The sequence below is a fragment of the Micromonospora sp. WMMD754 genome, assembly GCF_049315235.1.
Lineage (GTDB): Bacteria > Actinomycetota > Actinomycetes > Mycobacteriales > Micromonosporaceae > Micromonospora > Micromonospora sediminicola.
This window is the reverse complement of the sequence record NZ_CP186058.1, coordinates 881,659-894,877: the sequence shown is the minus strand read 5'-3', so window position 1 is coordinate 894,877 and position 13,219 is coordinate 881,659. Positions and strand designations below refer to the sequence as shown.

13 protein-coding genes, 1 tRNA gene and 1 pseudogene are annotated in these 13,219 nt (G+C 74.9%); 9 read left to right on the top strand and 6 right to left on the bottom strand.

Going from position 1 to position 13,219, the window contains the following annotated elements; all coding sequences use genetic code 11:
* Positions 1 to 154: 154 nt before the first annotated feature.
* The 5 genes and pseudogenes from erm to ACN27B_RS04150 form a co-directional block, all read left to right on the top strand.
* A pseudogene (erm, locus tag ACN27B_RS04170) lies at positions 155 to 940 on the top strand (ErmE/ErmH/ErmO/ErmR family 23S rRNA (adenine(2058)-N(6))-methyltransferase); the annotation flags it as partial.
* Positions 941 to 1,040: 100 nt separating this feature from the next.
* Complete coding sequence (gene sigK, locus ACN27B_RS04165) at positions 1,041 to 1,670, top strand: ECF RNA polymerase sigma factor SigK (RefSeq protein ID WP_099163843.1); 630 nt, start codon at positions 1,041 to 1,043, stop codon at positions 1,668 to 1,670.
* The gene (locus ACN27B_RS04160; protein ID WP_099163844.1) at positions 1,667 to 2,404 is read left to right on the top strand and encodes an anti-sigma factor; all 738 of its coding nucleotides are present in this window, start codon (positions 1,667 to 1,669) and stop codon (positions 2,402 to 2,404) included. Before sigK ends, ACN27B_RS04160 begins: the two co-directional genes overlap by 4 nt.
* An 86-nt stretch (positions 2,405 to 2,490) precedes the next feature.
* Complete coding sequence (locus ACN27B_RS04155; RefSeq protein WP_091571105.1) at positions 2,491 to 3,126, top strand: fasciclin domain-containing protein; 636 nt, start codon at positions 2,491 to 2,493, stop codon at positions 3,124 to 3,126.
* A 29-nt stretch (positions 3,127 to 3,155) separates the two neighbouring features.
* The gene (locus ACN27B_RS04150) at positions 3,156 to 4,775 is read left to right on the top strand and encodes a molybdopterin-dependent oxidoreductase (protein WP_422743569.1); all 1,620 of its coding nucleotides are present in this window, start codon (positions 3,156 to 3,158) and stop codon (positions 4,773 to 4,775) included.
* Between the two features lie 15 nt (positions 4,776 to 4,790).
* On the opposite strand, the gene ACN27B_RS04145 is transcribed toward ACN27B_RS04150, so the two are convergent.
* Complete coding sequence (locus tag ACN27B_RS04145) at positions 4,791 to 4,985, bottom strand: DUF2795 domain-containing protein (protein ID WP_091571113.1); 195 nt, start codon at positions 4,983 to 4,985, stop codon at positions 4,791 to 4,793.
* 79 nt (positions 4,986 to 5,064) lie between these two features.
* On the opposite strand from ACN27B_RS04145, the gene ACN27B_RS04140 reads away from it, so the two are divergent.
* A complete protein-coding gene (locus ACN27B_RS04140) occupies positions 5,065 to 6,321 on the top strand; it encodes an erythromycin esterase family protein (protein WP_422743567.1) in 1,257 nt (418 codons plus the stop codon).
* A 60-nt stretch (positions 6,322 to 6,381) separates the two neighbouring features.
* On the opposite strand, the gene ACN27B_RS04135 is transcribed toward ACN27B_RS04140, so the two are convergent.
* From ACN27B_RS04135 to ACN27B_RS04125, 3 genes are all read right to left on the bottom strand, one after another.
* The gene (locus ACN27B_RS04135; RefSeq protein ID WP_355522270.1) at positions 6,382 to 8,565 is read right to left on the bottom strand and encodes an MMPL family transporter; all 2,184 of its coding nucleotides are present in this window, start codon (positions 8,563 to 8,565) and stop codon (positions 6,382 to 6,384) included.
* Positions 8,566 to 8,599: 34 nt separating this feature from the next.
* The gene (locus tag ACN27B_RS04130) at positions 8,600 to 9,145 is read right to left on the bottom strand and encodes a TetR/AcrR family transcriptional regulator (protein WP_099164926.1); all 546 of its coding nucleotides are present in this window, start codon (positions 9,143 to 9,145) and stop codon (positions 8,600 to 8,602) included.
* A 91-nt stretch (positions 9,146 to 9,236) separates the two neighbouring features.
* Positions 9,237 to 9,830: a PadR family transcriptional regulator gene (locus ACN27B_RS04125; protein WP_422743564.1), complete on the bottom strand. Its 594-nt coding sequence runs from the start codon at positions 9,828 to 9,830 to the stop codon at positions 9,237 to 9,239.
* A gap of 55 nt (positions 9,831 to 9,885) precedes the next feature.
* On the opposite strand from ACN27B_RS04125, the gene ACN27B_RS04120 reads away from it, so the two are divergent.
* Positions 9,886 to 11,064: an FAD-dependent oxidoreductase gene (locus ACN27B_RS04120; RefSeq protein WP_099163847.1), complete on the top strand. Its 1,179-nt coding sequence runs from the start codon at positions 9,886 to 9,888 to the stop codon at positions 11,062 to 11,064.
* Between the two features lies 1 nt (position 11,065).
* Here the strand turns inward: ACN27B_RS04120 and ACN27B_RS04115 are convergent, their stop codons facing one another.
* Positions 11,066 to 11,467, bottom strand: a complete 402-nt coding sequence (locus ACN27B_RS04115) for a winged helix-turn-helix transcriptional regulator (protein WP_422743562.1) — start codon at positions 11,465 to 11,467, stop codon at positions 11,066 to 11,068.
* Between the two features lie 107 nt (positions 11,468 to 11,574).
* On the opposite strand from ACN27B_RS04115, the gene ACN27B_RS04110 reads away from it, so the two are divergent.
* Positions 11,575 to 12,054, top strand: a complete 480-nt coding sequence (locus ACN27B_RS04110; protein WP_422743560.1) for a cupin domain-containing protein — start codon at positions 11,575 to 11,577, stop codon at positions 12,052 to 12,054.
* Positions 12,055 to 12,110: 56 nt separating this feature from the next.
* The gene (gene ligD / locus ACN27B_RS04105) at positions 12,111 to 13,070 is read left to right on the top strand and encodes a non-homologous end-joining DNA ligase (protein WP_422743558.1); all 960 of its coding nucleotides are present in this window, start codon (positions 12,111 to 12,113) and stop codon (positions 13,068 to 13,070) included.
* 45 nt (positions 13,071 to 13,115) lie between these two features.
* On the opposite strand, the gene ACN27B_RS04100 is transcribed toward ligD, so the two are convergent.
* Positions 13,116 to 13,190 (bottom strand) — tRNA-Arg (locus ACN27B_RS04100).
* Between the last annotated feature and the right edge of the window lie 29 nt (positions 13,191 to 13,219).

The following is a 13,219-nucleotide window of genomic DNA, read 5'->3' as shown; positions in this document are numbered from 1 at the left end:
GTCCGAGTCCCGATCCGCTCGGACCGCCCGACCGATCCACGCCGGCTCACCCACGCCGACGGCACCCGGCCTGTCCGGAGCGCCGCCGGCCCGGCGTCGACACCCGCGCAGCGGTCCGTACCCGTCGCCGTCCGGCGACAGACAGGACGAACCCGTGGCGCCCCGCCGACCCACCGCACGCGACCGGTCCCGTCGCGTACTGTCCCAGAACTTCCTCGCCGACCCGGCCGCCGTCGCGCGGATGGTCCGGGCGGTCCGGCCCGAACCGGACGACCTGCTGCTGGAGGTGGGCGCCGGACGTGGACAGCTGACCCGGCCGCTCGCCGCGCGCTGCGGCCGGCTGGTCGCCTACGAGGTCGACCCGACCGTGCTGCCGGACCTGGCGGCGACCTGCGCGCGGCTGCCGCACGTGGAGATCCGGTCGGCCGACTTCCTGTCCGCGTCCCCGCCCGACCAGCCGTTCTCGGTCGCCGGCAACATCCCCTGGTCACTGACCGCGGCGGTGGTCCGGTGGTGTCTCGCCGCGCCCGGACTGCGGGCCGCGACGCTGCTCACCCAGCTCGACTACGCCCGCAAGCGCGCCGGCGACCACGGCCGGTGGAGCCGGCTGACGGTGTCCACCTGGCCGGAGCACCACTGGCGGCTGGCCGGGCGGGTGCGTCGGGAGGCGTTCCGGCCGGTGCCGGCCGTGGACGGTGGCATCCTGCGCCTGGAGCGCCGCGCCGTGCCGCTGCTCGCGCCGGACACGCTGCCCGCGTACCGGCGGATGGTGGAGCTGGGGTTCGGCGGCGTCGGCGGCTCGCTCGCGGCGTCGCTGCGCGCCGCTCATCCCGGCCGCCGGGTGGACGGTGCGCTGCGCGCCGCCCGGGTCGCGCCGGACACCCCGGTCGGGCTGGTCTGGCCCGAGCAGTGGCTGGTGCTGTTCCGGCTGCTGCACGCGAGCGACAGCGGCCGGAGCGGGAAACCCCGCCCATCCGGGACGGCCCCGGCTCCGAATGCCTACCGTGCTGGCAGACGGAGCGGACGGAAGGCGGGACCGGATGACCCACGGCGACAGCGCCGGTGACGTGCCGGGGCGGTCGAGGCTGCACGCGCTGTCCCCGGCCGCCCCGGACCCGGGGGTCGAGGCCGACGACCTGTTGCGGGCGGTGGCGCGCGGCGACGAGACCGCGTTCGAACGGCTCTACGGCATCGTCTCGCCCCGGGTCTACGGCCTGGCCCGGCGGGTGCTGCGGGATCCGGCCCAGGCCGAGGAGGTAGCCCAGGAGGTGCTGGTGGAGGTGTGGCGCACCGCCGCCCGCTTCGACCCGGCCCGGGGCTCGGCGACCGCCTGGGTCTTCACCATCGCCCACCGCCGCGCGGTGGACCGGGTCCGGTCGGAACAGGCGGGCGCCGAACGCGCCCGTCGGGTCGCCGCCGGTTCCCGGGAGACGCCGTACGACGAGGTGGCCGAGGAGGCGGCGGCGCGGCTGGAGCGGCAGCAGGTGCGGCGCTGCCTGGACGTGCTGACCGAGGTGCAGCGCGAGGCGATCACGCTGGCCTACTACGGCGGACACAGCTACCGCGAGGTGGCCGGCCTGCTGGACGCCGCGCTGCCGACCGTCAAGACCCGCATGCGGGACGGGCTGATCCGTCTCCGCGACTGCCTGGGAGTGGAGCTGAGCCGATGACCGACATCCACGCGCTCGCCGGGGCGTACGTGCTCGACGCGGTGGACGACGTCGAGCGGGCCGCGTTCACCCGGCACCTGGACCACTGCGAGAGCTGCGCGCTGGAACTGGCCGAACTGCGCGAGACGGTCGCGCGGCTGGCCGACCCGACCTGGTCGGTGCCGCCGCCCACGTTGCGCGCGGCGGTGCTGGCGGAGATCCGGCGCACCCCGCAGGAACGGCCCGGCCGGGCGGGTCGCGCGGAGCCGCCCGGCGCCGGGACCTGGCGGCGCCGGGTGGCCGTCGCGGCCGCCGCCGTGCTGCTGGCCGGCGGCGCGGGCGCGGCCACCTGGGTGGCCCAGGAGCAGCGGGTACGCGACGCGCGCACCGAGGCCGGCGCGGCCCGGGACGAGGTGGGCCGGATCCGGGCGGTGCTGGCCGCCCCGGACGCGGTCGTCCGCGGCGCCACCGCACCGGCCGGTGGCCGGGTGACAGTGGTCGCGTCGGCGAGCCGGGACGAGGGGGTGGCGCTGCTGGACGGACTGGCCGCGCCGGCGCCGGGGCGGGCCTACCAGCTCTGGCTGATCGAGGGCGGCACCGCCACCTCGGCCGGGGTGCTGCCGTCCGGGCAGGGCGCCGGCACCCGGCTGCTGGTGGGCGTACGCGGCAAGGGGTCCTTCGGGGTGACCGAGGAGCCGGCGGGCGGGTCGACGCGGCCGAGCACGACGCCGCTGGTGGCGTTCGCGCTCACCTGATCTTTTCCGTACCGGACCCATCCGCGCGGCGATCCGCGCCGAATCCCTTCCAGACCGACAGTTCACCACTTGAAGGGATTCACCCGATGCGCCCTGTGAAGCTCACCGCCGTCGCCCTCGCCGCCATGCTCGGCCTCGGACTCGCCGCCTGCGGCGGGGACGGCGAGGACAGCGGCGCCGCCGCGCCGGCCGGCAGCGCCCCGATGAGTTCCGCGCCGGCCAGCAGCGCCCCGGCGATGGCCGACGGTCAGTTCGGACCCGGCTGTGCCGCGGTGCCGACCGACGCGTCGAACCCCGGCAGTTTCGCGGCCATGGCCAAGGTGCCGGTGGCGACCGCGGCGTCCGGCAACCCGGTGTTGAGCACGCTGGTCACCGCCGTCAAGCAGGCCGGACTGGTCGACTCGCTGAACAGCGCCCCGGGGGTGACGGTCTTCGCGCCGACCAACGACGCCTTCGGCAAGCTGCCCAAGGCCGATCTGGACAAGGTCCTCGCCGACAAGAAGATGCTCACCGACGTGCTGACCTACCACGTGGTGGAGGGGCGACTCAGCCCGGATCAGCTCGCCGGCACGCACAAGACCCTCCAGGGCGGCGAGGTGACGGTCGCCGGCAGCGGTACCGAGTTCACCGTGAACGGCGCCTCGACGGTCGTCTGCGGCAACGTGCAGACCGCCAACGCCACCGTCTACATCGTCGACTCCGTGCTGATGCCGAAGTCCTGACCCGGACCGGCCGGTGAGGGGAGGAACCGATGATCCGCCGCACCTCGGCGGCCGCCGGGACGGGGCTGCTCGCGGCGGCCGCCGGGGTGGCGGTCGCGGAACTGCTCGCCACCGCCGTCCGGCCACAGGCGGCACCCCTGGTCGCGGTCGGTGGCGCCGTCGTGGACGGCGCGCCGACCCCGGTCAAGGAGTGGGCGGTGCGCACCCTCGGCACCTACGACAAGCCGCTGCTCCTGGGCGGAATCGCGGTGGCGGTGGTCGTGCTGGCCGCGCTCACCGGCGTCGCCGTCCGCCGTCGCCCGACGCTGGGCCTGCTCGGGCCGGCGGTGCTCGGGATCGCCGGCGCCGCCGCCGCCCTGAGCCGCCCCGACGCCCGCCCGGCCGACGCCCTGCCGGCCCTGGCCGGCGCCGCCGTGGCCGCCGCCCTCCTGCGCTGGCTGCCGCTGCCCGGCCGGCCGGCCGCCCCGGGCGCCGCACCCGACCCCGTGGGGGTGGGCCGGGCGGCGTCCGGGGCCGACGCGGCCGGTCCGGGCGCGGCCGGTGCGGGCGCGGCACGTTCGACCGGTTCCGGCGTGGCCCGTTCCCGCCGCCCGGCGGCGACGCGGCGGGCGGTGCTGCGCAACGCCGCGCTGGTGGCGGTCGGGACCACCCTGGCCGGGGCCGGCACGGTCGCGCTGCGCCGGCTGAACCTGGCCGACGCCACCCGCGCCCGGGACGCCGTCCGGCTGCCCGCCCCGGCCTCGCCGGCCCGTCCGCTGCCCGCCGGGGTGGGGCCGGGGTTCCGCACCCCGACCGCGGACTTCTACCGGGTGGACACCGCGCTGACCGTGCCGCGGCTGGACGTGGACGCCTGGCGGCTGCGGCTGCACGGGATGGTGGAGCGGCCGGTCGAGCTGACCTTCGCCGACCTGCTCGACCGAGGGCTGATCGAGCGCGACGTCACGCTGAGCTGTGTGTCCAACGAGGTCGGTGGCCCGTACGTGGGGACCACCCGGTGGCTCGGCGCGCCGCTGGCCCCGCTGCTGCGCGCCGCCGGCATCCGGGCCGGCGCCGATCAGCTGGTGGCCCGCTCCGACGAGGGGATGACCATCGGTACGCCGATCGCCACCCTCCTCGACGGACGGGACGCCATGCTCGCGGTGGGCATGGACGGCGCACCGCTGCCGTTCGTGCACGGCTTTCCGGTCCGGATGCTCACCCCCGGCCTGTACGGCTACGCCGGGGCGTGCAAATGGGTCACCGAGCTGGAGGTGACCACCTTCGACGCGTTCGACGCGTACTGGGTGCGGCGGGGCTGGGCCCGGGAGGCGCCGGTGAAGACGGCGTCGCGGATCGACCGGCCCGCGCCGTTCGCCCGACTTCCCGCCGGTCCGGTGACCGTGGCCGGCGTGGCGTGGGCCCAGCACCGGGGCATCGCGGCGGTGGAGGTCTCGGTGGACGACGGCCCGTGGCGGACGGCGGAGCTGCTGCCCACCGCCTCCTCCGACACCTGGGTCCAGTGGCGGTTCGCCTGGTCCGCCCCGGCCGGCCCGCACCGCCTGCGGGTACGCGCCACCGACGGCACCGGCGCGCCGCAGCCCGAGGACCGCCGCCCACCGTTCCCCGACGGCGCCACCGGCCACCACACCGTCGCGGTCACGGTGCGGTGAGAGGCGGGCTCCCGCTCAACGGGTCACGACGACGAGCGCCTCGCCCAGCTCCGCCGGCGTGCCGAACTCCTCGGCCGGCAGCGTCCGCAGCGTCTGGAGCGTCTCGGTGCTGGCGCCGTTCTCCTGGGCCCACCGGACCAGGTCCTCCCGGGAGACCGGGTAGTCGAGCCCGGCCAGGAACTCCTGCAACTGCGCGCCGCTGACGGTCATGCCGCGCGGCTACCCGCTGGGCGGGGTGGCATGCCCCGGGACGCCGGTTTGCCCCGACCGGTCCCGGGTAGCCGCGGGCATGCTGGTACAGCGGCTCGGCGCGCCGAGCGACTTCGACCCGTTGCTGGAACGCGTCCGGGACGCCCGCATCGTGATGATCGGCGAGGCGACGCACGGCACCTACGACTACTACCGGTTGCGGGAGCAGGTGACCCGGCGCCTCATCGCCGAGCAGGGGTTCGACTTCGTGGCGGTGGAGGGGGACTGGCCGGACTGCGACCGGGTGCACCGGTCCGTGGTGGGTGCGCCGGGCGGACTGGCCGACCCGCTGGTCGCGCTGGAACGGTTCGAACGCTGGCCCACCTGGATGTGGGCGAACGCCGAGGTGGCCCGCTTCTGCCGCTGGCTGCGGGCCTGGAACCTGGAGCGGCCGGAGGGGGAACGGGCCGGATTCCACGGCCTCGACGTCTACTCCCTCTGGGAGTCGATGCAGGCCATCTTCGACTACCTGGGCGAGGAGGACCCGGCGTCGCTGGAGGCGGCCCAGGAGGCCTACCGCTGCTTCGAGCCGTACGGCAAGCAGGTCGAGGAGTACGGGTTGGCCAGCCGGTTCGTCTCCGCCCGCTGCGAGGAGGAGGTGGTCCGGCTGCTGGCGCGTACCCGGGAACAGGCCGCCGCGGACGGCCTGGACCGCTTCTCGGCCTGGCAGAACGCGGAGGTGGTGGCCGGCGCGGAGCGCTACTACCGGGCCATGGTCTGCGGCGGGCCGGAGTCGTGGAACGTCCGGGACATCCACATGGCGGACACGCTGGACCGGCTGCTCGACCGCTACGGCCCGGACGCGCGCGGCGTCGTCTGGGCCCACAACACGCACGTCGGGGACGCCCGGGCCACCGAGATGGCGGCGGACGGCATGGTGAACATCGGTCAGCTCGCGCGGGAACGGCACGGCCGGGACGCGGTGGCGCTGATCGGCTTCGGCAGCTACCGGGGCACCGTGGTCGCCGCCCCGCGCTGGGGTTCGCCGGCCGAGACGATGGTGGTGCCGCCGGCCCGCGAGGGGTCGGTCGAGCGCCGGCTGCACGAGCTGATGCCGGACCGGGCGGTGCTGGTCTTCGGCGGGGAGGACCAGCCGGAGTGGGTGACCGGCGAGGTCGACCACCGGGCCATCGGCGTGGTGTACGACCCGAGCTTCGAGTCCTGGGGCAACTACGTGCCGACCCGGCTCGGTGAGCGGTACGACGCGTTCGTCTGGTGCGACGAGACGACCGCGCTGCACCCGCTGCCGGCGCTGGTGACGCCGGGCGAGATGGAGACGTACCCGGCCGGTGTGTGAGGTCAGGCGTTAGGAGGGGCCCCCTGTTATGCGCCAGGCGTTAACAGGGGGCCCCTCCTTTCACCTCACCTCGGCGGGCTCGCGCTCGGCGAGGTGGGCGCGCAGGCCCTCGCCCTCGACGTCCACGTTGGGCAGGATCCGGTTCAGCCAGCGCGGCAGCCACCAGGCGGCGTTGTTCAGCAGCGACATCACCGCCGGGACGATGGTCATCCGGACCACGAACGCGTCGATGGCGACGCCGATCGCGAGCGCGAAGCCCATCGACTTGATGATCGGGTCCTCCAGGAAGACGAAGCCGCCGAACACCGAGATCATGATCAGCGCGGCGGCGGTGACCACCCGGGCGCCGTGCCCCATCCCGTTGATGGTGGCCTGACGCGCGGTGTCGCCGTGCACGTAGTCCTCGCGCATCCGCGACACCAGGAAGACCTCGTAGTCCATGGCCAGGCCGAACAGGATGCCGATGAGCAGGATCGGCAGGAAGCTGACCAGCGGGGCCGGGGTGTCCAGACCGACCAGGTCGGCCAGGTGACCCTGCTGGAACACCGCGACCGTGATGCCGAACGTGGCCGCCACGGTGAGCAGGAAGCCCAGCGCCGCCTTCACCGGCACCAGGATCGACCGGAACACCAGCATCAGCAGCAGCACGGACAGGCCCACCACCAGCAGCAGGTAGACCGGCAGCGCGTCGGAGAGCTTCTCCGACACGTCGATGCCGATCGCGGTGACGCCGGTGAGCAGCACCTCCGCGTTCTGGATGCCGGCGACCTGCTCGCGGATGTCGTGCACGACCGTCTCGGTCGCCTCGTCGGTCGGCCCGGTCTTCGGGATCACGCCCAGCAGCGCGGTACGGCCGGACGGGTCGAGCTGCGGCGGGGCCACCGCCAGCACCCCGTCGGTCTTCTGGATCAGCGCGGTGACCTGCGGCACGGCCGCCTGGGTGGCCTGCGGGGAGTCGGCCGTCACGACGACCGCGAGCCGGCCGGTGAAGCCGGGGCCGAAGCCCTCCTGGATCAGGTCGTTGCTGACCCGGGCCGGGGTGCCCTCGGCGGCGGCGGACGCGTCCGGCAGGGCCAGGCGCATGTCCTGGGCGGGGATCGCGAGCAGCCCGAGGCCGAGCAGGCCGACCAGGATCACCGGGATGCGGAACCGGGTCACCCAGTGCGCCCAGCGGAACCCGAAGCCGGAACGGTCCTCCGAGCCGGTGCCCGGGTCCGCGACCGCCTCCCGGTTGCGCAGCTTGCGCGGCAGCACCTTGCGGCCGGCGAAGCCGAGCAGCGCCGGGGCCAGGGTGATCGCCACCAGCACGGCCACGGTGACGGTGCCGGCGGCGGCCAGGCCCATCACGGTGAGGAACGGAATACCCACCACGGCCAGGCCGGCCAGGGCCACCACGACGGTCGCGCCGGCGAAGACCACGGCGGAGCCGGCGGTGCCGACCGCCCGGCCGACGGCCTCCTCGGGGGAGAGCCCGTCGAGCAGGTTCTGCCGGTGCCGGGAGGTGATGAAGAGCGAGTAGTCGATGCCCACCGCGAGGCCGAGCATCAACGCCAGGATCGGGGCGGTGCTGGTCAGCTCGACCGCGCCGCTGAGCGCGAACAGGCCGGCCATGCCGACGCCGACGCCGATCAGCGCGTTCAGCATGGTCATCCCGGCCGCGACCAGCGAGCCGAACGTGATGATCAGGACGATCGCCGCGACCAGCACGCCGATGGCCTCGGTCGAGCCGACCTCCGGCTCGGCGTTGAGCACCTCGCCACCGGGGGCGACCTGCCAGCCCTGCGCCTCGGCCTGCGCGCCGACCTTCTCGTACGCGTCGCGCTGCTCGGTCGTGACGTCGTCCGCCCGGCCGGCGAACTGCACCTGGATCAGCGCGTACCGGCCGTCGGGCGTGAGCGCCCGGGCCTGGTACGGGTCGACCGCACCGACCACGCCGGGCAGCGTGGCCGCCTCCTGGGTGAGCTGTCCGACCACCGCCTGACCGGCCGGGGTGGTGAGCGCGCCGTCCTGGGGCGCCTTCACCGCGATGGTGCCGGTCGCGCCGCTGGCCGCCGGGAAGCGGTCGGCGAGCAGGTCGATCGCCTTCTGCGACTCGGTGCCCGGCATGGTGAAGTTGCTCGCCGTCGGGCCCTTCAGCGTGGCCGCGGCCAGGCCGAGACCGACGAGTACGACGAGCCAGACGACGGCGACGAGTCGCCGCCGGCGCAGGGATGCCCGGCCGAGCCGGTACAGCAGGGTCGCCATGGACCTTCCTTCGTCCTCGGGTTGGACAGTGCAATCAGGTGGTGGGTTCGAGCGCGCGGTGTGCCACGGCGAGCAGCGCGGGTCGCAGCTCCTCGTCGGGGATGTCCAGGAACTCGCCGCAGGTCTCGGCGATGCCGGCGAGGACGACCAGCGCGGCGACGCGGGCCGCCGGCCGGTCGGAGAAACCGGCGAAGGCGGCGACCAGCCGTTCGGAGATCTGCTGGATGTGCGCGAACGCCGGCTGCTGGAGCAGGTCCGGGAACTCGCCCCGGAGCAGCGCGATCTCCCGGCGGAAGCGGACCGCCAGGTCGACGAAGCCCTCCGCGGCGACCCGCTGGGCGTCCGCCCCGGTGCGTCCGGCGAGGCGGGTGTCGAGTTCCTCCAGCACCGCGATGGCCGGGGCCATCAGCTCGCAGAGCAGGGCGTCCTTGCTGGCGAAGTGGTAGAGCACGGTGGCCTTGGAGCAGCCCACCTCGCGGGCGATGTCCTGCAACGAGGTGCCCTTGTAGCCGGTGACGGCGAACCGACGGGCCGCCGCGGTGAGCAGCTCGTCGTGGGTGGCCGGGGTCGCGCGTGCCATGTCCTCCAGCATGCCTGACCGATCGGTCAGCACCTGACCGATCGGTCAGACGGAAGACGTGGTCTTCGCCACAGCGCCGCGTCGCCGCAGGTCAGGTGGTCGGCGCCCCGGTCCAGTCGGCGAGCCAGTCGCCCGACCAGGTGAGCGCGCCCGACCGCAGGTCGGCCACCAGGCCGCGTACCCAGTCCAGTTCGGTGCGGAGCAGGGCGAGCTGGTACTCGTCCTCGACCAGGAAGAGTCGGGGCAGGTCGACCGCGCCCAGCGCCGCCTCGCGTTCGCGCAGCCGCGCCTCGATCGCGTCGGCCCGCTGGTCGAGCCGCCGGGCCGCCTCCTCCGGCGGCAGGATGGGCAGGAAGGACAGCGCGGCGGGGAACTCGGGGAACTCCCGCGCGGGGGTGGCGAGCGCCTCGGCGAGCCAGGCGTCGAGGGCGCGGCGACCGGCCGGGGTGAGCGCGTACACGGTCCGTTCCGGCCGGCCCTCCGCGCGTGTCGTCTCCGCGACCCGGATCAGCTCGTCCCGGCGCAGCCGCTCGATGGCCTGGTAGATGCTGTTGCGCTGCGCGACGTTGACCACGTCCTGCTTCTCCCGCTCCCGGACGAGCTGCTGCATCCGGTACGCGTGCATCGGCTCCTCGACCAGGAGGGCCAGCACCATCATCGCCAGCGGCGAGCGACGAGCCGTCATGTGCCCACCCTAGGTGACCCTGTTCTCTCTTAGTCATTCTATGTATAGTCATCACATGACTAAGGCTCTCGTCGTCGGTGCGGGACTGGCCGGTCCCGTCGCCGCCATGGCACTTCTGCGCGCCGGAATCGACGCGGTCGTCCACGAGGCGTACGAGCGGGACGCCGTCGGGGTGGGCGCGTTCCTCACGCTCTCGGTCAACGGGCTGGACGCGCTGCGCGCCGTCGGGCTCGACGACCTGGTCGCCGGGCTCGGGCATCCCACGCCGCGGATGGTCATGCACAACCACCGGGGGCGCCGGCTCGCCGCGTTCGACGCGGCGGGCAGCCGCACGGTCGGCCGCTCCGACCTCTACCGCGCGCTGCGGGACGAGGCGCTGAGCCGGGGTGTCGAGTTCGTCCACGGATCCCGGCTGACCGGCGCCGCGCCGACCGAGGGCGGGGTGACCGCCCGGTTCGCCGACGGTCGCACCGAGCACGGCGACCTGCTGGTCGGCGCCGACGGGCTGCGGTCCCGGGTCCGCACGCTCATCGACCCGGCCGCCCCCGCGCCGCGCCGGGTGCCACTGCTCAACGCCGGCGGGTTCGCCCGCGGGCTGCGCCTGCCCGACGAGCGCGGCACCATGCAGATGATGTTCGGCCGACGCTGCTTCTTCTGCTGGATCGTGGTGGGGGAGGACGAGGTGTGGTGGTTCGCCAACCCGCCGCAGCCGGTCGAGCAGAGCCGGGAGCAGCTCGCCGCGGTCGGCCCGGAGGAGGCCCGCTCCCGGCTGCACGCCCTGCTCGCCGACGATCCCGGCCCGGCGGCGGCGATCCTCGACCACACCCCGCGGATCGAGTACGGCTGGCCCACGTACGACCTGCCCTCGGTGCCGGTCTGGCACCGGGACCGCATGGTCGTGATCGGCGACGCCGCGCACACCGCCGCGCCCTCCTCGGGGCAGGGTGCGGCGATGGCCTTCGAGGACGCCGTCCAGCTCGCCCGCTGCCTGCGCGACCTGCCGGACGTGCCGGCCGCGTTCGCGGCGTACGAGCGGCTGCGCCGCGCTCGGGTGGAGCGGGTGGTCGCGCAGGGGCGGCGGACCAGCACCGCCAAGGTGGCCGGCCCGGTCGGGCGCCTGGTCCGGGACCTCGGCATGCCGGTGTTCGCCCGTCTCCTGGCGCGCAACGGGGGCGCCGCGCAGGCCTGGCTCTTCGACCACCACATCGAGTGGGCCGAGCGGGTCCGGGCCTGACTCAGCCCGCCGACGTGCCGTGCTCCCGGTCGTACGTCGTCCGGGCCGCGCTGATCGCCTCCCGGTGCCGCTCGGCCCAGCGGGTGAGGGCGACCAGCGACTCGTACAGCTCCCGGGCCATCGGGGTGGCGGTGTACTCGACCTTCGGCGGCACGGTGGGGTGCACGTGCCGGACGAGCAGGCCGTCGCGCTCCAGGTTGCGCAGGGTCAGCGTGAGCATCCGCCGGCTGATCCCCTCCACCCGCCGCTCCAGCTCGGTGAAGCGGACCGGACCGGTCGAGGCGGCGATCAGGATGCCGATGCTCCACTTGCCGCCGACCCGGTCCAACGCCTCCCGCACGGTGCAGGCCCGGGCCTGGTCCGCCGCGCCGGGCCCACACCGGTTCGCCTGTTCCTCACGCACGCCCTCATCGTCACAGGCCGGGGGCCCGGTGACAAAGCGCGCGGGACGGGGCGGCGGCCCGAGCGAAACGGACGTACGGTCGGGATTCCACCGGCAGAGGAGGGACCGTGACGTATCCACCGCCGCGTTACACCGGGGACCGGGGCGAGACGACCGCGACGTTCCGACCGGCCGGGCACCCGCCGGAACTGGTTCACACCGGCGGCGGCTCGGCCGGCTACCTCGCCACCGGGGCGACCACCAACGGCCAGTTCGGGCTCTACCGCTGGGAGATGGGTCCGCAACCGTCGGGCCCGGCCCCGCACTTCCACCGGTCCATCTCGGAGTCCTTCTTCATCCTCGCCGGCACCGTGCGCATCTACGACGGCCGCCGCTGGATCGACGCGGAGCCCGGCGACTTCGTGCACGTCCCCGAGGGCGGGGTGCACGCGTTCCGCAACGAGTCCGGCGAGCCCGCGTCGATGCTGCTGCACTTCGCCCCCGGCGCGCCCCGGGAAGGCTACTTCGAGGGGCTGCGCGACCTCTCCGACCGCAGCGAGGAGGAGCGGGCCGAGTTCTTCCTGCGACACGACACGTTCTGGGTCTGACCGCCGGCGACCGTGTCGGGGTTGCCGAGACGGGCCCGGCCCGGGAAGGTGGGCGGATGGCCGCCGCTGACGAGACCCGGGCCGGGGTGTCGCTGACCAACCTGGACCAGCCGCTGTTCGACGGGGCGGGCGCGACCAAGCGTGACCTGGTCGACTACCTCGACGCGGTGCACGGGCGGATCCTGCCGGAGCTGCGGGACCGGCCGCTGTCGGTGCTGCGGGTGCGGCCCGGGCAGGAGCCGTTCATGCAGAAGAACCTGCCGAAGTACACGCCGGACTGGGTGCGCCGCACCGACGTCTGGGCGGAGGCGTCGCACCGGCGCATCGCGTACGCCCTCTGCGACGACCGGCGGACGCTGCTCTGGTTCGCCAACCAGAGGGCGGTGGAATACCACCCGACACTGGCCCACGCCGGTCAGCCCGAGCACCCCACCCATCTGGTGCTCGACCTGGACCCGCCGGAGGGCGACTCCTACCCGGCGGCGGTCCGGGTCGCGCTGCTGGTGCGGCAGGCGCTCACCGACGCCGGCCTGGCCGGCGCCGTGAAGACCAGCGGGGCCAAGGGCCTGCACGTGATCGTGCCGGTGGAACCGGCCACCACGGCCGAGGAGGCCGCCGCCGCGACCCGGGCGCTCGCGGCCCGTACCGAACGGCTCGACCCGGCGCTGGCCACCACCGCGTTCATCGTGGCCGACCGCGGCGGCCGCGTCTTCGTCGACTCCACCCGGGCGTACGGGGCGACGGTGGTCGCCGCCTACAGCCCCCGGATCCGGCCCGGCACGCCGGTGTCGTACCCGGTCGGTTGGGCCGACCTGGAGTCGGCGACGCCGGCCGACTTCACCGTGCGGACCGTGCCCGGCCTGCTGGGGGAGCGGGACCCGTGGGCGGAGGCGCTGCCCGCCCCGCAGCCGCTGCCGGCCGACCTGGTCGCCGAGGGGCGCACCATCCCGGTGGCCCGGGTCCAGGCGATGCACGAGGGCAAGCGGCGGGCGAAGGCGCGGCGCGAGGCGGGCTGACCACACGCGAAAGCCCGGGCACTGTGGCCCGGGCTTCGACGTGACTGGTGCCCCCGGCAGGATTCGAACCTGCGCCCCCGCCTCCGGAGGGCGGTGCTCTATCCCCTGAGCTACGGGGGCTCAGCGACCCGAGAAGAGTAGCAAACCCC